This window comes from Actinoplanes sp. NPDC051346, assembly GCF_040682215.1.
Classification (GTDB): Bacteria; Actinomycetota; Actinomycetes; order Mycobacteriales; family Micromonosporaceae; genus Actinoplanes.
This window is the reverse complement of record NZ_JBFBAJ010000018.1, coordinates 24369-43915: the sequence shown is the minus strand read 5'-3', so window position 1 is coordinate 43915 and position 19547 is coordinate 24369. Positions and strand designations below refer to the sequence as shown.

General features: G+C 72.7%; 17 protein-coding genes. 2 read left to right on the top strand and 15 right to left on the bottom strand.

The window, feature by feature from the left end; all coding sequences use genetic code 11:
* Nucleotides 1-4 precede the first annotated feature (4 nt).
* The 3 genes from AB0M36_RS32900 to AB0M36_RS32890 all read right to left on the bottom strand — a co-directional run bounded on the left by AB0M36_RS32900 (nt 5) and on the right by AB0M36_RS32890 (nt 4070).
* Nucleotides 5-751 (bottom strand): NAD(P)H-binding protein, encoded by a 747-nt coding sequence (locus AB0M36_RS32900; RefSeq protein ID WP_364165695.1) that lies wholly within the window; start codon nt 749-751, stop codon nt 5-7.
* 95 nt (nt 752-846) lie between these two features.
* Nucleotides 847-3177, bottom strand: coding sequence for a ComEC/Rec2 family competence protein (locus AB0M36_RS32895; RefSeq protein ID WP_364165693.1), 2331 nt, complete (start codon nt 3175-3177; stop codon nt 847-849).
* Nucleotides 3174-4070 carry a ComEA family DNA-binding protein gene (locus AB0M36_RS32890; protein WP_364165690.1) on the bottom strand — a complete coding sequence of 299 codons (897 nt, stop codon included), beginning with the start codon at nt 4068-4070 and terminating at the stop codon, nt 3174-3176. The genes AB0M36_RS32895 and AB0M36_RS32890 overlap by 4 nt, the downstream gene beginning before the upstream one ends.
* Before the next feature lie 80 nt (nt 4071-4150).
* Between AB0M36_RS32890 and AB0M36_RS32885 the strand changes: the two genes are divergently transcribed.
* Complete coding sequence (locus AB0M36_RS32885; RefSeq protein WP_364165687.1) at nt 4151-4933, top strand: putative protein N(5)-glutamine methyltransferase; 783 nt, start codon at nt 4151-4153, stop codon at nt 4931-4933.
* A gap of 38 nt (nt 4934-4971) precedes the next feature.
* Nucleotides 4972-6000: a hypothetical protein gene (locus AB0M36_RS32880; RefSeq protein WP_364165684.1), complete on the top strand. Its 1029-nt coding sequence runs from the start codon at nt 4972-4974 to the stop codon at nt 5998-6000.
* On the opposite strand, the gene AB0M36_RS32875 is transcribed toward AB0M36_RS32880, so the two are convergent.
* The 12 genes from AB0M36_RS32875 to AB0M36_RS32820 form a co-directional block, all read right to left on the bottom strand.
* Nucleotides 5997-6845, bottom strand: a complete 849-nt coding sequence (locus tag AB0M36_RS32875) for a DegV family protein (RefSeq protein ID WP_364165681.1) — start codon at nt 6843-6845, stop codon at nt 5997-5999. The two genes, AB0M36_RS32880 and AB0M36_RS32875, sit on opposite strands and share 4 nt — an antisense overlap.
* A 24-nt stretch (nt 6846-6869) precedes the next feature.
* Nucleotides 6870-7313 carry a hypothetical protein gene (locus AB0M36_RS32870; protein WP_364165679.1) on the bottom strand — a complete coding sequence of 148 codons (444 nt, stop codon included), beginning with the start codon at nt 7311-7313 and terminating at the stop codon, nt 6870-6872.
* 57 nt (nt 7314-7370) lie between these two features.
* Nucleotides 7371-8009 carry a histidine phosphatase family protein gene (locus AB0M36_RS32865; RefSeq protein ID WP_364165677.1) on the bottom strand — a complete coding sequence of 213 codons (639 nt, stop codon included), beginning with the start codon at nt 8007-8009 and terminating at the stop codon, nt 7371-7373.
* Nucleotides 8006-8404: a ribosome silencing factor gene (gene rsfS, locus AB0M36_RS32860; protein WP_364165675.1), complete on the bottom strand. Its 399-nt coding sequence runs from the start codon at nt 8402-8404 to the stop codon at nt 8006-8008. The genes AB0M36_RS32865 and rsfS overlap by 4 nt, the downstream gene beginning before the upstream one ends.
* A gap of 86 nt (nt 8405-8490) precedes the next feature.
* A complete protein-coding gene (gene nadD, locus AB0M36_RS32855) occupies nt 8491-9078 on the bottom strand; it encodes a nicotinate-nucleotide adenylyltransferase (protein ID WP_364165672.1) in 588 nt (195 codons plus the stop codon).
* A gap of 26 nt (nt 9079-9104) precedes the next feature.
* Nucleotides 9105-10586 (bottom strand): ATP-binding protein, encoded by a 1482-nt coding sequence (locus tag AB0M36_RS32850; protein WP_364165670.1) that lies wholly within the window; start codon nt 10584-10586, stop codon nt 9105-9107.
* 56 nt (nt 10587-10642) lie between these two features.
* The gene (gene pepN / locus AB0M36_RS32845) at nt 10643-13162 is read right to left on the bottom strand and encodes an aminopeptidase N (RefSeq protein WP_364165667.1); all 2520 of its coding nucleotides are present in this window, start codon (nt 13160-13162) and stop codon (nt 10643-10645) included.
* Between the two features lie 61 nt (nt 13163-13223).
* Nucleotides 13224-14735, bottom strand: a complete 1512-nt coding sequence (obgE, locus tag AB0M36_RS32840; RefSeq protein WP_364165664.1) for a GTPase ObgE — start codon at nt 14733-14735, stop codon at nt 13224-13226.
* Between the two features lie 160 nt (nt 14736-14895).
* Nucleotides 14896-15156, bottom strand: a complete 261-nt coding sequence (rpmA, locus tag AB0M36_RS32835) for a 50S ribosomal protein L27 (RefSeq protein WP_364165661.1) — start codon at nt 15154-15156, stop codon at nt 14896-14898.
* Nucleotides 15157-15168: 12 nt separating this feature from the next.
* On the bottom strand, nt 15169-15483 hold the full coding sequence (rplU, locus tag AB0M36_RS32830; protein WP_364165658.1) for a 50S ribosomal protein L21: 315 nt from the start codon (nt 15481-15483) through the stop codon (nt 15169-15171).
* A gap of 169 nt (nt 15484-15652) precedes the next feature.
* Entirely contained in the window at nt 15653-16174 is a 522-nt protein-coding gene (locus AB0M36_RS32825) for a hypothetical protein (RefSeq protein WP_364165655.1), read from the bottom strand.
* Between the two features lie 117 nt (nt 16175-16291).
* A complete protein-coding gene (locus AB0M36_RS32820; protein ID WP_364165652.1) occupies nt 16292-19459 on the bottom strand; it encodes an Rne/Rng family ribonuclease in 3168 nt (1055 codons plus the stop codon).
* Nucleotides 19460-19547: the final 88 nt, after the last annotated feature.

Sequence of the window (19547 nt, the reverse complement as noted above, 5' to 3'; positions counted from 1 at the left end):
ACGGTCAGAATCCGCTGCCCGGCCCGCCCTCCGCGAGCCACTGGTCGAAGGTCCGCACCCCGCGGGCTCCCGGCCCGCTCGGCAGCAGGCCGCCGTGCCCCATCGGCCCGGGCACCCAGAGCGGCAGCACCGGCCGCCGCCGCGCACCGCCCGCGGCGATGAGCCGCCGTGCCATCGTGACCAGCGACTCCACCCGCGGTCCGGCCAGTTCCCCCGCCATTCCCCGCGGCTCGTCGGCCGCCAATGCCACCAGCGCCTCGGCGACCTCACGGACCGCGATCGGTTGCACGGTCAGCCGCGGCATGAACGCGATTGGCCCGGGCAACCGATCGAGCAACTGCCCGGCGAACTCGTGGAACTGTGTCGCCCGCAGCACGCTCCACGGCACCCCGCGGTCGCGCACGACCGCCTCCTGGCGCAGCTTGCCCTGGTAGTAGCCGCTCGCGACCCGGTCGATGCCGACGATCGACAGCACGACGTGGTGCCGCACCCCGGCCCGCGCGGCCGCCGCCAACAGGTTGCGTCCCGCCTGCTCGAAGAAGCCGACGGCCACCTTCCGCTTCATCGTCGTCACATTGCTGACGTCGATGATGGCGTCCACCCCGGCCAGCGCCGAGTCGAGCCCGGCGCCGGTCAGCAGGTCGACGCCCCGCCCCCGGGCCAGCACCACCGGCTCATGACCGACGGCGGTCAGCGTCTCGACCACGTGCCGGCCGGTGAGACCGGTTCCACCCGCAACTGCGACCTTCATCGTCTGCTCCCTGAAGTCAGTGTGTTCGCACCAGGGACGAGTCATCCGCCGAGAAGGTGACACGACCCGCACGACACGGTGAGCGGGATCACCGTTCAGGAGCCGCGCGCGACGACCGCGAGGCCGTTCCCGGCCAGCACGACCGCCAGATCACCTCCTTCATCCGTACGCAGCACCCGTGCCCCGTCCCGGCCGAGGCGCGCCATCAGCGCCGCGTTCGGATGCCCGTAGTCGTTGTCGCGTCCCACCGACACCAGTGCGACCGCCGGATCCACCGCGTCGACGAACTCGGCCGACTGGTACGCACTCCCGTGGTGCGCCACCTTCAGCACGTCGGCCCGCACCGCTCGAGGCCCGAGGTGACCGAGCAGTTCCTGCTGTTCCTCGGTCTCAGCATCGCCGGGCAGCACTATCGTCCGCCCGCCCACCCGGGCGCGGAGCACGAGGGAATTGTTGTTCGGATCCGAGTTGGTGCCACGCAACGGCTCGATGGGGCCGATCACGGTCACCGCGAGGCCTTCCGTCGCATATGTCCACCCCGGACGCACCGCGGCCACGGGCACCCGGGCGGCCGCCGACTGGGCGGCGACGGCGGCGCGACCGCCCGGCGGCTCGGGCCAGTCGGGGGTGACCACCGCGCCGACCCGACGGCCCCGGAACACCCCGGCCATGCCGCCGATGTGGTCGACGTGGAAGTGGCTGACGACGAACAGCGCCACCTCGTGGACGCCGAGGCGTCGCAGGCAGCGGTCCACCGCCGTCGGCTCGGGGCCGGCGTCGACGACGATCGCCCGTCCCTTCCCCGCGGGCAGCACCACGGCGTCGCCCTGCCCGACCGCGCACGTCACCACGATCCAGCGCGGCGGCGGCCAGCCGGACGCCAGCAGACGCACCGGCAGGGCTCCGAGCATCGCCCCGGCCGCGACCACGGCGACCAGCCGTCGCACCAGGGGCCGGCGGGCCGCGACCAGCAACGTGACGGTGAGGGCGCCGAGCAGGAGGGCGCCGGTCACACCGCCGGGCCAGGGCAGCGTTCCGGCCGGAACGCGGGCTCCGTGCGTGGCGACGAGCACGAGCCACCGCGCGGGCCACTGCCCCACCCACGCCGCGAACTCGGCACCGGCCGGCCACACGGGCGACAGCACGGCGGCGGAGACGCCCAGGAGCGTCGCGGGGGCGATGGCCGGCACGACCAACAGGTTCGCCGGTATGGCGACCAGGCTGACACCGCCGGAGATCGCCGCCACCACGGGCCCGCAGGCGACCTGGGCCGCCGCGGGAACCGCCAGCGCGTCGGCCGCCACGACCGGCCATCCCCGCCGCCGCAACGCGTCACGCCACACCGGCGCGATCAGCAGCAATCCGGCCGTCGCCAGCACGGACAGGGCGAAGCCCACATCACCGGCCAGCTCGGGATCGGCCAGGATCAGGACCGCGATCCCGGCGCCCAGCGCGGGCACCGCGGCCCGGGGGCGTCCCGCCGCGAGGCCGAACAGCCCGATCGCGCCCATCGCCGCGGCCCGCACGACACTCGGCGAGGGGCGCGCGAGGATGACGAAGCCCACCAGGGCGGCGGCGCAGATCAACGCGGTGACGACGGGCCCGGCCCGGGCCCACCGCACGAGGAACAGCACCACGCCGATGATGATCGCCACGTTGGCGCCGCTGACAGCATTGAGATGCGTCATGCCGGTGACGCGGAAATCCTCTTCGAGGGCGGGGTCCATCCGGCTCGTGTCCCCCACGACCAGCCCCGGCAGCAGGCCGCCGACGTCGTCCGGCAGGGGCGCGCACGCACGCTGCAACCCGGACCGCAGATGGCCGGCCGCACGCTGCGCGGAAGACGACCGACCGATGAACCGCGGAGGATCCTTGACGGACAGCACGGCGGCCCGCAGGTCGCCGCCCCGGGGCGCCAGCAGCCGTCCGGTGGCCGACGCCCGCTGCCCGGGCAGCGGGGAACGCCAGGCGGGGTCCGCACCGAGCACGAGGGCGCGGGCCGACAGCCGCATCGAGGGACCGTCCTCGGGGTGCACGCGGGTCAGGTCCACCGAGACCAGGTAGGTGGGTGGCAGGCCCGGCGAGCCGTCGATCGGGCGGGGATCGTCGCGCACGGTGAGCTCCACCCGTACGGTGGCGCCGGCGGCGATCAGGGCAGCCAGCGGGCCTGCCTCCCGCACAGCGACCCGCGCGGACGTGGCGGCGGCTCCGCACCCGGCTCCGAGCAGCATCGACGCCACCACGAACCGCGCGGCCCGCCCCGCCCCGTCGGGGCGCCGGACGCGAAGAAGACCAGTCGCGGCGGCGGACAGAAGCGCGATGGCGGCGACGCCCAGCCCGGCGCGGAACGGCAGATGCAGGGCGGCGAGGGCGGCCAGCCAGAGCGCGACGGCGAACCCGGCGAGGCGCAGATCCGGCGCCTTCATACGGTCACCAGGTCTTGGAGCTGCTCATACCGTGCCGTCCCGATGCCGTCGACCTTGCGGAGGTCGCTCACGGCGCGAAAGCCGCCCTGGGCGTCGCGGGCGTCGAGGATGCGCTGGGCCAGCACCGGGCCGACGCCGGGAAGGGTGTCGAGGTCCGCGATCGTGGCGGTGTTGAGGTTGACGAGACCGCCGGCGGACGTGCCGCCTCCGGCGGGGGCGGCGCCGGGCGGCTGCGGGACGCCCACCATGATGAGCTCGCCGTCCACGACCTTGCGGGCCAGGTTGAGCGGCGCGACGTCGACGCCGGGCCGGGCACCGCCGGCGGCCCGCACCGCGTCGGCCACCCGGGATCCGGGGGCGAGCTGGACCAACCCGGGCTTGTGCACCTTGCCGCCGACCGCCACCACCACCTCCTCGGTGGGCGGGGAGGAGGATGTGGGCTCGGCGGCGGCGAGCGGTGGGCTGGCCGGCTCGATCCGGGGCCGCGCCCGCCAGGCGAGCACCGCAGCGATCACCACGACGACGACCGCGACGGCCGCGAGGGCCCGGACGCCACGCCGCCCGGGATCGAACAGGCCGAGCCGCGAACCCGGAGCGCCGCCCCCGAAGGCGCCGGCACCACTGAGCGCGGGCTCCGCGCTGCTGGAGTCGCCGCTCCAGGGAGGCCGGCAAGCGAGATCCGTCTCTCCGGTGGCGTCCCCCGGGTCAGCCTCGGCGACCGGCGGGGCCGTGATGACCACGTCGTCGGGCCATCCGGGCACGACCTCCGCCCAGCTCAGCGCGGGCCCGCCCGGAGCGGGCCATCGCGGGTCGGCCGACGACACGGCCGGCACCGTCAGCACTGTCATCAGCCTGGCGCGTACCGAAGCCTCGGGGTTGTTCTCCTCACGCACCCCGCGACCGTAGGGTTTCGCCATCATGACCCGCGCCGCCGCTTGTGGACGACGGCGCATTGTGGACAACCGGGAGTTCGATGAAATCTGTGCTACCGGCGGACCTGGCCGAGGCTGTGACCCGGCTCCGCGCCGCGGGCTGCGTCTTCGCCGAGGAGGAGGCCACGGTGCTCGCCGAGGCCGCCGCGGACGCCGCCGCCCTGGCCGGGTCGGTCCGGCGCCGGGCCGCCGGCGAGCCCCTCGAGCAGGTCGTCGGGTACGCCGACTTCTGCGGCGTGCGGGTCCGGCTGGGCCCCGGCGTCTTCGTCCCCCGGCTCCGCAGCGAGCTGCTGGTGAGACTCGCCGCCACTCACGCCGGCCCGGGCACCGTCGTCGTCGACCTCTGCTGCGGCTCGGGCGCGCTCGGGCTGGCCGTGCGCCACCGCGAACCCGGTGTCGAGTTGTACGCCACGGACAGCGATCCCGTCGCCGTCGCCTGCGCCCGTGACAACCTCGGCACCGGCGTACACCAGGGGAATCTCTTCGCCGCCCTGCCGAACGGCTTGCGGGGTCGCATCGGGGTTCTGCTCGCCAACGTGCCCTATGTCGCCACCCGGCACATCCCCTTCCTTCCCGCCGAGGCGCGTCTGCACGAACCGCACACCGCCCTGGACGGCGGCGAGGACGGCCTGGACGTCTTCCGCGCCGTCGTCGCCGAGGCCGCCGGGTGGCTGGCCCCCGCCGGCGTGCTGTTGTCGGAGATCACCGGGGAGCAGATCAAGCCCGCGACCGCGACGGTACGGGCGGCCGGCCTGCACGCCGCAATTCACACTGATGACGACCTGGAGGCCACGGTCGTGACAGCCACCAGAGCGACGGGATAAGGTCGGCGCCCACCGACACGCGGAAGGGCACGAGCGCCGTGGGCTTGTTGCGGAGGATCGCCCGCGCGCGCCTGGCCGGCCAGGTCATCAGGCGGCTGCGCCGTGCCGGCGTGCGGGAGGCCCGCTACCACTCCGCCTCCTTCACGGTGCGCTTCGTCCGCCCCGGCGACGACGAGCCGAGCGTGCTGCGGCTCGACGAGGTCCACCGCGGGCGCGTCGACGATTTCGTCGCCGGGCTGCTGCGGGCGCCGGGCCTGCCGGCCACCTGGGCGCAGGCACGCCCCCTGCTGCGTCCCGTCCTGCGCGGCGTGACCCCGCCCGCCGAGGTGACGACGCCGCTGCACCGTCCGGCGCTGCCGTTCCTGGCCGAGTTCGTCGTGGTCGATCAGCCCGACACCATGACGTACGTGAACGCCGCGCACGGCTGGGGTGTCACCGACGACGAGGTCTTCGCGGCCGCGCGGGCCAATCTCTCGGGTGCCAAGCTTCTCGGCGCCGCCGACGAGCCGGTGGTCGTGCGGTTCGTCGACGACGGCGACGCGTACTGGACCTCGCATCTGCTGATCGACGGCTGGCTCGCCGGCCTGGCCGGGCAGGTCGGCGGCGTCCCGGTCGCTTTCGCGCCCGAGCGCGGCACGCTGCTGGTCACCGCGGACGGCAGCGACCATCTCCCCGACCTGTTCGCCCGGGCCGAGGCGATCTTCCTGCGCTCGCCACGGGCGATCACCCCGATGGCGTACGTGTCGGACGAGCGCGGCCGCACAGTGCCCTACACGGCGGAGCCCGGATCGCCGTTCTGGGTCTGCGTACGCCGATCCGAGGCCGTCATCGCCTCCTGGGGCTACGCGCGTCAGGCCGAGCGTCTTCCGCTCGCCGCCGAGCTGCTGATCACCCCGGACGGCCGGACCCGTGCGGTGTGGGCGTCGAACGGGCCCGCACTGCTGCCGTGCGCCGACGAGGTGCAGTGCGGCGAGACCGTACGGCCGTGGGAAGAGATCAGCGACCACCTGACCGCCCAGGGTCTGAATCCCGAGCGCTGGCGGGGAGAAGCCTGGCCTGAGGGTTAAGCCCTGCGGTGGACCACCACGGCGGCGACGCCCGGGCCGACGTGCGCGGCCACCACCGCGCCGATCTCGGTGATGTAGCAGTCGCGGAGCCGGTCGCCGAGTCGGTCCGAGACGGCGTCCGCCAGCGCCGCCGCCCGGTCGGCCGCTCCCAGGTGGTGGACGGCGATGTCGGCCTCGCCGCTGCCGGACGCCTCCACCGCCAGGTCCACGAGCCGGGCGAGGGCACGCCCGGCCGTGCGGACCTTGTCGCGGACGACGATCGCGCCGTCGGCCATGTGCAGGATGGGCTTCACCGACAGGGCGGTGCCGAGCAGGGCGGAGGCGGCGCCGATGCGGCCGCCGCGCCGCAGGAACTCCAGGGTGTCCACGTAGAAGAGGGTGCTGACCCGGGAGGCGTGGTCGACGGCTGTCCGCCGTACGGAATCCAGATTGTCGCCCAGGTCTGCCGCGGCGGCCGCGGCGAGGGCGGCAAAGCCGAGCCCCATTCCGGTCGTCTGGCTGTCCACGACCTCGACCTGCGGCCCGATAGCGGCCGCGGCCAGCGTGGCCGCCTCGAACGTTCCGGAAAGCTTCGCGGACAGGTGCACGGAGACGATGCTGTCGGCGCCGTCGTCCAGCACTTTCCGGTACGCGCGGGCGAACTGCTCCGGGGCGGGCCGTGAGGTGCTGACGGCGCAGCGCCGGGCGCCGAGCGCGAGCGCCACCTGGGCCGGGGAGATCTCCTCCCCCTCGAGCCCCTCGTCACCGTTGATCACGACGGTGAGGGGCACGACGGTCAGGTCATACCTTCCGCTCAACTCGGCCGGCAGGTACGCGGTGGAGTCGGTGACGACCGCGACGGGCATGCGGGCACCGTAGCGGATCGTCGCCTAGTTCGCGCGGATAGTGGTGACCATGAACGGCGTGCCCTGCTGACAGGTGCTCATCATGCCGGGCTCGGCACGGCCCGTGACGGTGACCTCGGCGCCGACCTTGGCCTTGGCGCGCAGGGATTCCTGGTCGATGACGAGCAGGTTGTCGCCGAGGAGCAGGCAGTTGGGCTCGACGCCGGCGGTGATCCGGCCGGAGATCGTCCGGCTGCCGCTCGCGGCCGGCGGCTTCGCACCCGGCTTGGCGCCCGGCTTCTGCTTGGCGGAGCCGGAGGGGCTGGCGGGGGTGGGCACGGCGGACGGAACGGGTGCGGACGACGGCGTCTCCGCGGCGGGAGCGCCGGCCGGAACTGTGCCGGCCTCGGATCCGGTGCCGTTGGCGCAGCCCGCGACGGACAGCGCGACCAGAGCCGAGGCGACGAGAGTCATACGTTGAATGATCATGATGCCTTGGACGCTACCGGGACCGGATCCGTTCCGCCCGTCGGGCGGAACGGATGATCAGTGCGCGGACGGGACCGGGCGCTCGGAGAACGGGCCGACGTTGTAGGCGGCGAGCTGCCAGCCTCGGACGTCGTCGTGGCTCAGCTCCGTCCAGTGGCAGTTCTGCAGGGCGCGCAGGGTCCGCAGCTGCTCCCGGGGCCAGCCGAGCAGGTGGCCGGTGCCCTGGCGGGCGGCCCCACCGTGGGTGGCCACCACGACGGTGCCGCCGGGCGGAACGGCGTCGACCGCGGCCTGGAGCGCGTCGCCGACCCGCTTGCCGAGATCGTCCAGGGTCTCGACGCCGCCGCCCACCACGTCGGCCCCGGCCTTCCAGGCGGCGTGCTCGTCGGGGCGGGTCTCGATGACCTCGGCCATGGTGAGGCCCTGCCAGGCACCGAAGTGACGCTCGCGCAGCCGCTCGTCGCGCTTGACGGACAGGCCGGTGAGGGCGGCGAGGGCGGCGGCGGTGTCCGCGGCCCGGCTCAGGTCGCTGGAGAAGAGCGCGTCGGGGCGCAGCCGGACGAGCAGCTCGGCCGCGTCGACGGCCTGCTGCTCGCCCAGGGCGTTGAGCGGGACGTCGGTCTGGCCCTGGACGCGGCCCGCCGCGTTCCAGTCGGTGTTGCCGTGCCGCCAGACGACGAGACGGGTGGTGGTCATGCGGCGCCGGAGGAGTCGGCGTCGACCATGTCGCGGTCGACGAACGGAACCGTCGGGCAGTCCTTCCACAGCTTGTCGAGGGCGTAGAACTCCCGCTCCTCGGTGTGCTGGATGTGCACGACGATGTCGATGTAGTCGAGCAGCACCCAACGGCCCTGCCGCTCGCCCTCACGGCGGACCGGCTTGGCCTTCTCCGGCAGGTTGATCAGAGCTTCCTCGACGGCGTCGACGATGGCGATCACCTGCCGCTCGTTGGACGCCGACGCGATGACGAACGCGTCGGTGATGTAGAGCTGCTCAGCGACGTCGATGACGACGATGTCCTGCGCCTTCTTGTCGGCAGCGGCCTGGGCCGCCGTCAACGCGAGCTCGCGGGCGCGTTCGGTGACGGGCACCGGTCTCCCCTCGTTCGGTGTCAGAGGTACTAGCGTCTCACACCGGTGTGATAACCCGAGTCGGACAAACAACCAGAAAAGGTCTGTTATTCGCGATAGAGCCGTCGTTTGGCGATGTACTGCACCACACCATCGGGTACGAGGTACCAGACCGGCTGCCCCTCGGCGACCCGCGCCCGGCAGTCGCTGGACGAGATCGCCATGGCCGGCACCTCGACCAGGGTGACCGAATCGGCCGGCAGGTGCGCGTCGGAGAGCTCGAACCCGGGCCGGGTGACGCCCACGAAGTGCGCCAGCGAGAGCATCTCCAGCGCGTCCTTCCACGACAGGATCTTCGCCAACGCGTCGGCGCCGGTGATGAAGAAGAGCTCGGCGTCCGGGCCGTAGACGGCGCTCAGGTCCCGCAGCGTATCCACGGTGTAGGTCGGCCCGTCGCGGTCGATGTCCGCCCGGCTGACGTGGAAGTGCGGGTTGGAGGCCGTCGCGACGACGGTCATCAGATAGCGGTCCTCGGCGGCGCTGACCCGGCCCTTCTGCCACGGCTGACCGGTGGGCACGAAGACGACCTCGTCCAGCTCGAAGCGGCTCTGCACCTCGCTCGCCGCCACCAGGTGACCGTGGTGGATCGGGTCGAAGGTCCCGCCCATGATTCCGATCCGTCGCCGCCCGCGCATCGGCGCATCCTAGATCAGGCGGCCGGTCAGCCGTCGAGCCGCTTGCGGACGGCGGTCAGCAGGTCCGCGGCGGTGAACGGCTTCTCCAGCAGCGCCACGCCCGGATCGAGCGTCCCCTTCGAGGCGAGCACGGGCTGCGCATAGCCGGACATGTACAGCACCCGGGTGTCCGGGCGCACGTCGGTGATCCGCTCGGCCAGCTCCTTGCCGAGCATGCCGGGCATCACGACGTCGCTGACCAGCAGGTCGATCGTGCCGTCGTGCAGCCGGGCCAGCTCCAGCGCCTGGGCGCCGCCGTCGGCCGCGAGCACCCGGTAGCCCGCACCGGAGAGGATCCGTCCCGCGACGTCGCGCAGGGCCGACTCGTCGTCGACCACCAGCAGCGTCTCCCCGCACCCGGCGGTGGTCGCCGGATCGGCCTCGGGCTCCGGTTCCGGCTTCGTGCCCTCCGACGCCGGCAGCAGCACGGTCACGGTGGTGCCCACGCCCGGCTCCGAGGCCAGGCTCACGCTGCCGCTGGCCTGCGTGACGATGCCGTACACGGTGGCCAGGCCCAGCCCGGTCGCCTCATGGTTGGGCTTCGTGGTGAAGAAGGGTTCGAACGCGCGCTCGACCACGTCCGGCGTCATGCCACGGCCGGAGTCCGACACCCGCAACCGCACGTAGTCACCCGCCGGGAGCTCAGGATGCTCGTCCGGCGACAGGCGGGAACAGGCGGTGTCGATCACGAGGTTGCCGCCCGACGGCATGGCATTGCGGGCGTTGGTGGCGAGACTGACCAGGAGCTGATCGAGCTGCCCGGGGTCGCAGGTGACCGGCGGGAGCGCGTCGGCCGGCCGGATGATCAGCCGGACGTCCTCGCCGATCGCACCGCGCAGAGCGCCCTCGGCCGCCGCGATGACCTCGTTGAGGTCCAGGAGCTGCGGGCGGACGACCTCACGCCGGGCGAACTTCAGCAGTTGCTGGGTCAGCCCGGTGCCCCGCTCGCCGGCCTTGATCACCTGGCGGGCGTCGGCCGCGATCGCGGTGACGTCCGGGGTGGGCGCCTCCGTCTCCTCGACGACGAAGTTCGCGTAGTTGACGATCACACCGAGCAGGTTGTTGAAGTCGTGCGCGACGCCGCCGGCGAGCTTGCCCAGCGCTTCCAGCCGCTGAGTGCGCTGGCTGTGGGCCTCGGCGCGGGGCTGGTGACGCCCTGTGACATCCCGGATGACGGCGACGGTGAGCCGGCCCTGCGGCACCTCCACGACCCCCAGCGACGCCTCCGCCGGAAACTCCGCGCCGTCGCGGCGACGGCCCTGCACGACGACCGTGCCCGCCTTGCCGGTGAACGACGCCGCGTCGGTGAGCAGCACCTGAGCGTCACGGCCCAGCAGGTCGGCGCGCGGCCACCCGAAGACCTCCTCGGCCCGGTCATTGACCAGGACGACGCGGTCCCCGTCCAGGACCACGATCGCGTCCGGGGCGGCCTGCAGCAGGCCGCTGGACAGCTCTTCGGACCATTCCACCGCTCACCCCCCGTAACTGCGAGGCTATCGGCTCGAACGGGTATCGAGGGGCGAAATCATGCACCCCGCGCCCGGAGCGCCCGGCGGATGTCGTCATCGCCGTCGGTCACCACCCGCCGCGCGATCGACGAGATGCCGGGATCCGCCAACAGCTCCGCGGCCAGCTGCCTGGTGCGTGGCGACACGACCACCGACGGGTACGCCGCGGCGGCCACCCGCTCCCCGCTCATGCCGGTACGGCGCTCCAACAGCCCCGCGACCTCGGCGAAGTAGCGCTCGGCGTAGTCGGTGACGAGATCGAGCTGCTCCGGCTGCCAGAAGCCCTGCGCCGTGGCCTCGAGAATGCGGTTGGACGCCTCCGGATCACGCAGGATCAGCTCCCAGGCACGGGCCTTGGCGCCGGCGTCGGGCACTGCGGCGCGGCACCGGGCCGCCGCCTGTTCCCCGAAGGCGCTGCGGTCGGCGGCGAGCTCGGCCTCGATCCGCTCGGGTCCGGCCGCACCCAGCACGACCAGGCGGTACAGGATCAACCAGCGCAGGTCCGCGTCGACGGCCACACCCTCGGGCACGTTCTCACCGGCCAACCAGCCGTCCAGGCGTACGGTGTCGACGCTCGCGCCGATCAGACCGCGCACCCCCGCCAGCTGACGCGAGCTGCCCGGCTCCGCCGCGGCCACCAGCCGGTCGCAGGCCTGGGCGAGCAGCTCCAGGGCGGCCGGCCGGGTCTCCGGCGTGGGATAGCGATCCACCAGCGACCGGGTCATCCGCAGCACGTCCTCGACGACGACCACCTCCCGCTCGACCGGCAGGGCGGCGAGCACGAGCGTGACCAGCTCCGCCACCGGCCGCTCGGCGTCGATGACGGCGTCCAGCATCGCGCCCCAGATCAGCGCGCGGGCCAGGGAATTCTCCAACAGCGGCAACAACATCGGCACGGCGTCCGCCGAGGCCTCGTCGAGGCGCACCTTCGCGTACGTGAGGTCCCCGTCGTTGACGAGCAGCAGGTCGGCGGCGGGCTCCCCGGTCAGCTCGGGCAGCGGCGTCCGGCCGTCGTCACCGAGCGGATCCACCTCGACCTCGAGCAGGCGCCGCCGGGTGACCACCCCGTCGGCGCCGTGGTCGTAGAGGCCCACACAGAGCTTGTGCGGGCGCAGCGTCGGAAATTCCTCCGGAGCCGTCTGCACGAGCGTGACCCGCGCGTAGCGGCCGTCGTCGGTGCGCTCCACCTCGGCCCTCAAGGTGTTGACCTGGGCGCGGCGCAGCCACACCCCGGCCCAGGCGCTCAGGTCGCGCCCACTCGCCCGGGAGACGGCACCGAGCAGATCGGCCAGGGTGGCGTTGCCGAACGCGTGCGCGGCGAAATGCTCGTTCAGCCCGGCCATGAAGGCCTTGTCCCCCACGTACGCGACGAGCTGGCGCAACACCGCGGCGCCCTTCGCGTACGAGATGCCGTCGAAGTTGAGCAGGGCCAGGGCGGTGTCGTCGACGTCGCTGGGCGCGACCGGATGGGTCGAGGGGCGCTGGTCGGCGCGCATCCCCCAGGCCTTGCGCTGCATCGCGAAGGTCGTCCAGGTCTCGGTGAACCGGGTCGCCTCGGCGGTGATCCGGGTGCCCAGATACTCGGCGAACGACTCGTTGAGCCACAGGTCGTCCCACCACGCCATGGTGACCAGGTCGCCGAACCACTGGTGCGCCATCTCGTGGGCGATCACCATGGCGCGCTGCTCCCGCTCGCCGTCGGTGACCGCGGACCGGAAGACGAACTCGTCCCGGAAGACCACCAGGCCCGGGTTCTCCATCGCGCCGAAGTTGAACTCCGGCACGAACGCCTGCTGGTAGTGGCCGAACGGATACCGGACGTCGAACAGCTCGTGGTACCGGTCGAAGCACTGCTTCGTGATCGTGAAGAGCTCGTCGGCCTGCTCGTCGAGGTGTTCGGCGAGCGCCTGCCGGCAATAGAGCGCGAGCGGAATGCCGTCGTGGGAGTCCGTGCGCGCGTGGTACGGCCCGGCGATCAGCGAGATCAGATACGTGGACAGCGGTTTCGTCGGCGCGAACCGCCACGTGCCGCCCCGCGCGGCATCCGCCCGCTCGCCGTTGGCGGCCACGAGCCAGCCCTCTTCAGCGGTGACGGTCAAGGTGACCGGCGCCTTGAGATCGGGCTGGTCGAAACTGGGGAAGATCCGACGTGCCCCGTCGAGGAACATGTGCGCGTAGAGATACACGCGACCGTCGGCCGGGTCGACGAAACGGTGCAGGCCCTCACCGGTGTTCGAGTAGCGCATCTCGCCCTCGACCACGAGCTCGTTGGTCGCCGCCAGACCGGTCAGCGTCAGCCGCTCCTCCGCCAGAGCGGACGGCTCCAGCGCCACACCGTTGAGCGTCGCGGACACCAACTCCGCGGGCTCCAACTCGACAAAGGACGTGCCGCCCGGCGCCGCATCGAAGGCGATCACCGTCCGGGAATGAAAGGTGTCACCGCCACCGGTGAGATTAAGAGCGATGTCATATCCGGTGACGGTGATCGCGGCAGCCCGCGAAACAGCCTCAGCGCGCGTCAAACTCGGTGTTGTCATGGCCTCGCTCCGCTCGGCGGGCACTGCGCCCCTGGGGAGCCGCTGTGCGACTTTGGTTGCGTTAAGCGTCGGTGTCGTCGGTGTCGTCGTTCTCGTCGTCGCTGACCAGGACCGGCTTGGTGGACATGGCGACGGTGGAGACCTGGCCGTCGGAGTTCATGTGCAGGAGTTCGTCGTCGGAGCGGATGCGGCGGGCCTTGCGGGCGGCGAGGCGCTGGGCGGCGGTAGCCCGGTTCGCGTCGTCCTCGAGGCGGACGTCGGTGCCGCGCGGGCCCGAGACGTATTCGCCGGTGTTGGGGTGCCAGTCGAACTCGCGGTCGGCGATGCGGACCGGGTCGCCGGCCTTGGCGCCCTGCTTGGCCAGCGCCGCCTCCACGCCGAGGCGCTCCAGGCGGTCGCCGAGATATCCGATGGCCTCGTCGTTGTCGAAGTTCGTCTGGCGGATCCAGCGCTCGACCTGAATGCCGCGCACCACGAAGACGCCCTCGGCGTCCTGCTCGATCGTGAAGCCCTTCTCGTCGACCGCGCGCGGGCGGACCACCGCTCGGCTCGGCTCGGGCGCGGGCTTGGCCAGGCGGTGCGCGGCGACGGCCTCGGCCAGGGCGTACAGGAACTCCTTGAGCCCTTCGCGGGTGATCGCGCTGACCTCGAACACGCGCAGGCCGCGGGCCTCGAGATCGGGCCGCACCATCTCGGCGAGGTCGCGACCGTCCGGGATGTCGATCTTGTTGAGGACGACCATGCGGGGCCGGTCCTCCAGCCCGCCGTACGCGCTCAGCTCCGCCTCGATGGCGTCCAGGTCGGCGATCGGATCGCGTTCGATCTCGAGCGCCGCCGCGTCGAGCACGTGGACCAGCACGGAGGTGCGCTCGATGTGCCGCAGGAACTCCAGGCCCAGCCCCTTGCCAGTGGCGGCGCCGGGGATGAGGCCCGGCACGTCCGCGACCGTGAAGGTCTCGTCGCCGGCCTGCACGACACCGAGGTTCGGCACCAGCGTGGTGAACGGATAGTCGGCGATCTTCGGCTTGGCCGCGGAGATGACCGAGATGAGCGACGACTTACCCGCCGAGGGGAAGCCCACAAGGCCGACGTCGGCGACGCTCTTGAGCTCCAGGACCACGTCGAGGTGGTCGCCGGGCTCGCCCAGCTCGGCGAAGCCGGGAACCTTGCGGCGGGTGTTGGCCAGCGACGCGTTGCCACGCCCGCCCCGGCCGCCGCGGGCCACCTCGAAGGTGGTGCCCGCACCGATCAGGTCGGCGATGACCTCGCCGTCGGGGGTCTGCACGACGGTGCCGTCGGGCACCTTGACCACGAGATCGCCGCCGTTGGCGCCGTCACGGTTGTCGCCCATGCCGCCGACGCCGTTCTGCGCCTTGACGTGCGGACGGAAGTGGAAGTCGAGCAGCGTGTGCTGCTGCGGGTCGACGACGAGAGTGATGCCGCCACCGTGTCCGCCGTTGCCGCCGTCGGGGCCGCCCAGGGGCTTGAACTTCTCCCGCTTCACGGACACACAGCCGTGACCACCGTCACCTGCCTGCAGGTGCAGCACAACCCGGTCGACGAACGTAGCCACTTCGGTACTCCCACTGTTGCGAGCGGCGGCCGCGACGTGCGGAAGCCGGTGGAACAAAGACAGCGGGCCGCGGACCCCGGAAGGTCCACGGCCCGCTGCAACGCTGTCGGGCCCGCCGCGAGAAGTCTCGCCGCGGCCGGCCCGCGTGACGCGACCGGACTTACTCGGCCGCGACCGGCACGATGCTGATGGTCTTGCGACCACGCTTGTGACCGAAGAGCACGTTGCCCGCGGCGAGCGCGAACAGCGTGTCGTCGCCACCGCGGCCGACCAGGTCGCCCGGGTGGAACTTCGTGCCGCGCTGGCGGACGATGATCTCGCCGGCGTTGACCAGCTGGCCGCCGAACCGCTTCACTCCGAGCCGCTGAGCGGCGGAGTCACGGCCGTTCCGCGAGCTGGAAGCACCCTTTTTGTGAGCCATGGCGGTTCGCCCCTACTTCCCGCTGGAGATGCCGGTCACCTTGACGCGGGTCAGCGGCTGACGGTGCCCCTGGCGCTTGTGGTATCCGGTCTTGTTCTTGAACTTGTGGATCCGGATCTTCGGACCCTTGGTGTGCTCGGCGATCTCGCCGGACACCGTCACGTTGGCAAGCTTGGCCGCATCGGTCACCAGGTTGTCACCGTCGACGAGGAGGATCGCGGCGAGTGTCAGCGAGTCGCCGGGAACACCCGCGAGCTTCTCGACCTCGATCACGTCGCCCTCGGCAACCTTGTACTGCTTGCCGCCGGTCTTGACGATCGCGTACATCGGACGCGGACTCCCTGAGACTTACGCAGCGGAAATCGCTGCTTGGCGGATGTAACTCGGGCCCTCGGCGCCGCAGATCACTGCCTCGCGCACGGGAGCACAGCGCTTGAAAAAGCGCCGACGGATAGCGTACTTCATTCCTGGGGCGCCACCCAAACCGGGGAGACGCTCAGGCGACGCCACAGGCCTTGGCCAGCGTGTCCTGCAGCTCCACGAAGTCGCTCGGGACGAGCTTGCGGATGTCGCCCTTGAGCGTCGAGACCTTCTTACCCATGGCGGAGAGGGCCTTCTTGAGCTCCGGCTCGGAGGCGAGCTTCGCCATGTCGGCGAGGGCGGACGCGTAGTTCTCCACGTCCCGGCTGGTCTTCGCCCGCGCCTTGGTCACCGCGGCGGGATCCTGTGCCGTTTCGGCCTCGATCAGCAGTTTGAGGTCCTGGGCGAACTTGTCGGCGGCCTCCCCGCCGGTCCGCGCGGCCTGGTCGCAGATCGCCTTGGTGTTGCCCTTGAGCGCGGCGTCGCCGCCCGCGGCGGAGGAACCGGCCGGCGTGGGCGCGCCACTGCCACCGGGCTCCGCGGTGGCGGAAACCACGGTCGCTGGGGTGGCGGTGGAGTCGGCCGACTTGTCGGCGGTGCAGGCGCCGAGCACGAGAAGGGCGCCGCTCAGAGCGGTCGCGCACAGCAGGCGTCGCATGGTGATCTGGCTCCTCGGGACGGGACGGGGAGGTCGAGGGTAGCCGACATCGATCAGCATGCCCGGCCCGGGCGGCCCAGCAGGCGAAACCTGCCGAACCGCCCGGATCCGCGGGTGTTACGGGCGGGTCCGCCGCCGGGAGCCGCCGCGCCGGGAGCGCCGTCGGCCTCCCGCACCGGCGCCGACCGGCTCGTCGTCGTCGCCGTCCTCGTCCACGTCCTCGTCGTCGGCCGCGTCCGGGTCGTCGGACCCGGTCAGCCGCAGCGGCTCATCCGCGTACGAGCCGTTCGTCTCGTACCGGGAGAGGTCGTAGCCGCTGATGTCGTACTCGTCCTCGTCCTCGGTGCTCGCGACCTGCGGCGCCCGCGTGATCACGCCCGATCCCGCCGGGGTGGCGACCCCGGACTCGGTCGGCGGCAGACCGGCCGTCTCCGCCACGGGATCCTCCGTGCGGTGCTCGGGTGCCACCTCGGCCGAGGCCGACTCGACCGCGACCGGCTCGGCGTCGATCTGGGCGGCGTCGATCTGGGCGGCGTCGATCTGGGCCGGCTCGACCGCCGCCTGATCCCCGCCCCCGCCCCGGCGCCGCCGGGACCGCGACGATGAAGCCGGCTGGGTCGGCTGGGCCGGCGCCTCGGTGCGCACCGCCGCGGCGACGGCCTTGACCTGGGTGACCGCGCCCGACGACCGCTTCTCCGGCACCGGCTCGGTGTGCATGACCAGACCGCGGCCCTTGCAGTGCTCGCAGTTCTCGCTGAACGCCTCGAGCAGCCCGGCACCGATGCGCTTGCGGGTCATCTGCACGAGGCCCAGCGAGGTGATCTCGGTGACCTGGTGCTTCGTCCGGTCCCGGCCCAGGCACTCGGTGAGCCGCCGCAGCACCAGGTCGCGGTTGCTCTCCAGCACCATGTCGATGAAGTCGATCACCACGATGCCGCCGAGGTCGCGCAGGCGCAGCTGCCGCACGATCTCCTCGGCCGCCTCCAGGTTGTTGCGGGTGACCGTCTCCTCCAGGTTGCCGCCCGCACCGGTGTACTTGCCGGTGTTGACGTCGACCACGGTCATCGCCTCGGTGCGGTCGATCACCAGGTGACCGCCGGAGGGCAGGAAGACCTTGCGGTCGAGGGCCTTGAGGATCTGCTCGTCGACCCGCTTCTCGGCGAAGACGTCGCCCGCGCCGGTGTGCCGGTGCAGCCGCTCCATGAGGTCCGGGGAGACCGACTCGAGGTAGTTCTCGATCTCCTGGTACGCCTGGTCACCCTGCACGATCAGGTCGCGGAAGTCCTCGTTGAAGAGGTCCCGGACCACGCGGATGACCAGGTCGGGCTCCTCCGACAGCGGGCGCGGCGCGGCACCCTCGGCGGCCCTGGCCTGGATGTCCTCCCACTGCGCCTGCAGCCGCGTGACGTCGCGCTCCAGTTCCTCCTCGGAGGCGCCCTCCGCGGCGGTACGCACGATGACGCCGGCGCCGTCCGGCACGAGCTTCTTCAGCACGTCCCGCAGCCGCTTGCGCTCGTTGTCCGGCAGCTTGCGGCTGATGCCCGAGGCGTTGCCGTTGGGCACGTAGACCAGGTGCCGGCCGGAGAGCGCGATGTGGCTGCTCAGCCGGGCACCCTTGTGCCCGATCGGGTCCTTGGTGACCTGCACCAGCACCGAGTCGCCGGAGCGCAGCGCCTGCTCGATCGAACGGGCGCGGCCCTCCAGCCCGGTGGCGTCCCAGTTGACCTCGCCGGCGTACAGGACGGCGTTGCGGCCGCGGCCGACGTCGACGAAGGCCGCCTCCATGCTCGGCAGCACGTTCTGCACCTTGCCGAGGTAGACGTTGCCGACCATGGTCCCCGAGGTGGAACGCGACACGTAGTGCTCGACGAGGATGCCGTCCTCGAGCACGGCGATCTGGGTGCGGTCCGGCTTCTGCCGCACGACCATGACCCGGTCGACCGCCTCGCGGCGGGCCAGGAACTCCGACTCGCTCAGGATCGGCGGCCGGGTGCGCCGCTGCTCGCGGCCGTCGCGCCGACGCTGCCGCTTCGCCTCCAGCCGGGTGGAGCCGGAGACACCCTGCACCTCGTCGCTGCGGCGCGGCTCGCGCACCCGCACGACGGTGTGCACCCCGTCCTCGACCCCGCCGGTCTCGGCGTCGCCGGAGCCCTTGCGGCGCCGGCGACGACGCCTGCGGGTGACCCCGTCGCCGTCCTCGGCGTCCTCCTCGACGTCGGCCTCGGCCTCGGTCTCGGTCTCGGCGACCTCGTCGGAGCCGCCCTCGTCGCCCTCATCGCCCTCGTCGGACGGGCCCTTGCCGCGGCCGCGGCCGCGGCGTCCCCGCCGGCGGCGACGACGGGCGTTGGCGTCCTCGTCGTCGAGGTCGTCCTCAGCGCCCTCCTCGACGTCGTCGGCGCTCTCGTCGGCCTCTTCCAGCGCGGGCTGTTCGGTGATCTCGGCGGTCGTGGGCTCGTCGGCCTCCGCCGCGGCGCCCCGGCGGCGGCGCCGGGTCTTGCGGGTGCCCTCGGCGGACTCCTCCGCTGCCGGCACCGGCTCGGCGGACGTCTCCGGCTCGGCGATCGGCTCGGTGACGGCGGCCACGGCCGCGCCACGCCGACCGCGCCGGGGTGCGGGCGCCGGCTCGGCGTCGGGTTCCGGCGGCATGAAGAGTACGGCGGGAGGCAGCGCGGCCTTGCGCCCCCGACGCCGGGTGGGCGCCTCCTCGACGAAGTCGTCGTCCAGGGGCAGCACGCCGACGACCGGCACGCCGGCCGGCTCCGTGGCCTGTTCCTCTTCTTCCTCTTCCTCGACCGGCTCGTCGGCCGGCTCGTCGGCCGGCACTTCGGCGACCGGGGCCGGAACCTCGGCCTCCACGACCGGGGTGTCCTCCGGGGCCTCGGCCGGGGCTGCCGGGGCAGCCTTCTTCCGGGCCCGGCTGCGGGTCGCCTTGACCGGGGGCGCCGGGGCCTCTGCCTCGGCATCACCGGCCGGAGTCCCCGTCGCCTCGGAATCGGGCTCCGGGGTGGCGGCCGCCGGGACGGCCTTCTTCCTGGCCCGGCTGCGGGTCGCCTTCACCGGCGCCGCGGGGGCGTCGGCCATGGCGGCCGCGTCGACGGCGTTCGCCGCCTCGTCGGCCGCACCGGGCTCGGTGCCCGGCGCGTCGGCCGGCACGGCCGCCGTTGCGGCGGCCTTGCGGCGCGGTGCGCGCGTCCGGCGCGCGGGTGCGGTGCTCTCGGCGGCATCGACGGCAGGAGGTGCGGACACCTCTTCCCGTTCACCGCCCTGTGGCTCGTTATCGAGCATGGGGCGCTCTCCAGTTCTGGCGGCCCCGGGCGCGGGTAAGCGCTGCCACGCAGGGTCGCCGCAAGTTTTTCGCGGACCCGACACTCAT

Excerpts from the sequence above, each read along its gene's own strand:
- nadD (WP_364165672.1), bottom strand. The coding sequence starts at position 9,078 with ATGCGCGGGCGGCGACGGATCGGAATCATGGGCGGGACCTTCGACCCG.
- AB0M36_RS32870 (WP_364165679.1), bottom strand. The coding sequence starts at position 7,313 with ATGATCATTCAACGTATGACTCTCGTCGCCTCGGCTCTGGTCGCGCTG.
- AB0M36_RS32895 (WP_364165693.1), bottom strand. The coding sequence starts at position 3,177 with ATGAAGGCGCCGGATCTGCGCCTCGCCGGGTTCGCCGTCGCGCTCTGG.
- AB0M36_RS32885 (WP_364165687.1), top strand. The coding sequence starts at position 4,151 with ATGAAATCTGTGCTACCGGCGGACCTGGCCGAGGCTGTGACCCGGCTC.
- AB0M36_RS32820 (WP_364165652.1), bottom strand. The coding sequence starts at position 19,459 with ATGCTCGATAACGAGCCACAGGGCGGTGAACGGGAAGAGGTGTCCGCA.
- AB0M36_RS32875 (WP_364165681.1), bottom strand. The coding sequence starts at position 6,845 with ATGCCCGTCGCGGTCGTCACCGACTCCACCGCGTACCTGCCGGCCGAG.
- AB0M36_RS32825 (WP_364165655.1), bottom strand. The coding sequence starts at position 16,174 with ATGCGACGCCTGCTGTGCGCGACCGCTCTGAGCGGCGCCCTTCTCGTG.
- rplU (WP_364165658.1), bottom strand. The coding sequence starts at position 15,483 with ATGTACGCGATCGTCAAGACCGGCGGCAAGCAGTACAAGGTTGCCGAG.
- pepN (WP_364165667.1), bottom strand. The coding sequence starts at position 13,162 with ATGACAACACCGAGTTTGACGCGCGCTGAGGCTGTTTCGCGGGCTGCC.
- rpmA (WP_364165661.1), bottom strand. The coding sequence starts at position 15,156 with ATGGCTCACAAAAAGGGTGCTTCCAGCTCGCGGAACGGCCGTGACTCC.
- AB0M36_RS32865 (WP_364165677.1), bottom strand. The coding sequence starts at position 8,009 with ATGACCACCACCCGTCTCGTCGTCTGGCGGCACGGCAACACCGACTGG.
- AB0M36_RS32900 (WP_364165695.1), bottom strand. The coding sequence starts at position 751 with ATGAAGGTCGCAGTTGCGGGTGGAACCGGTCTCACCGGCCGGCACGTG.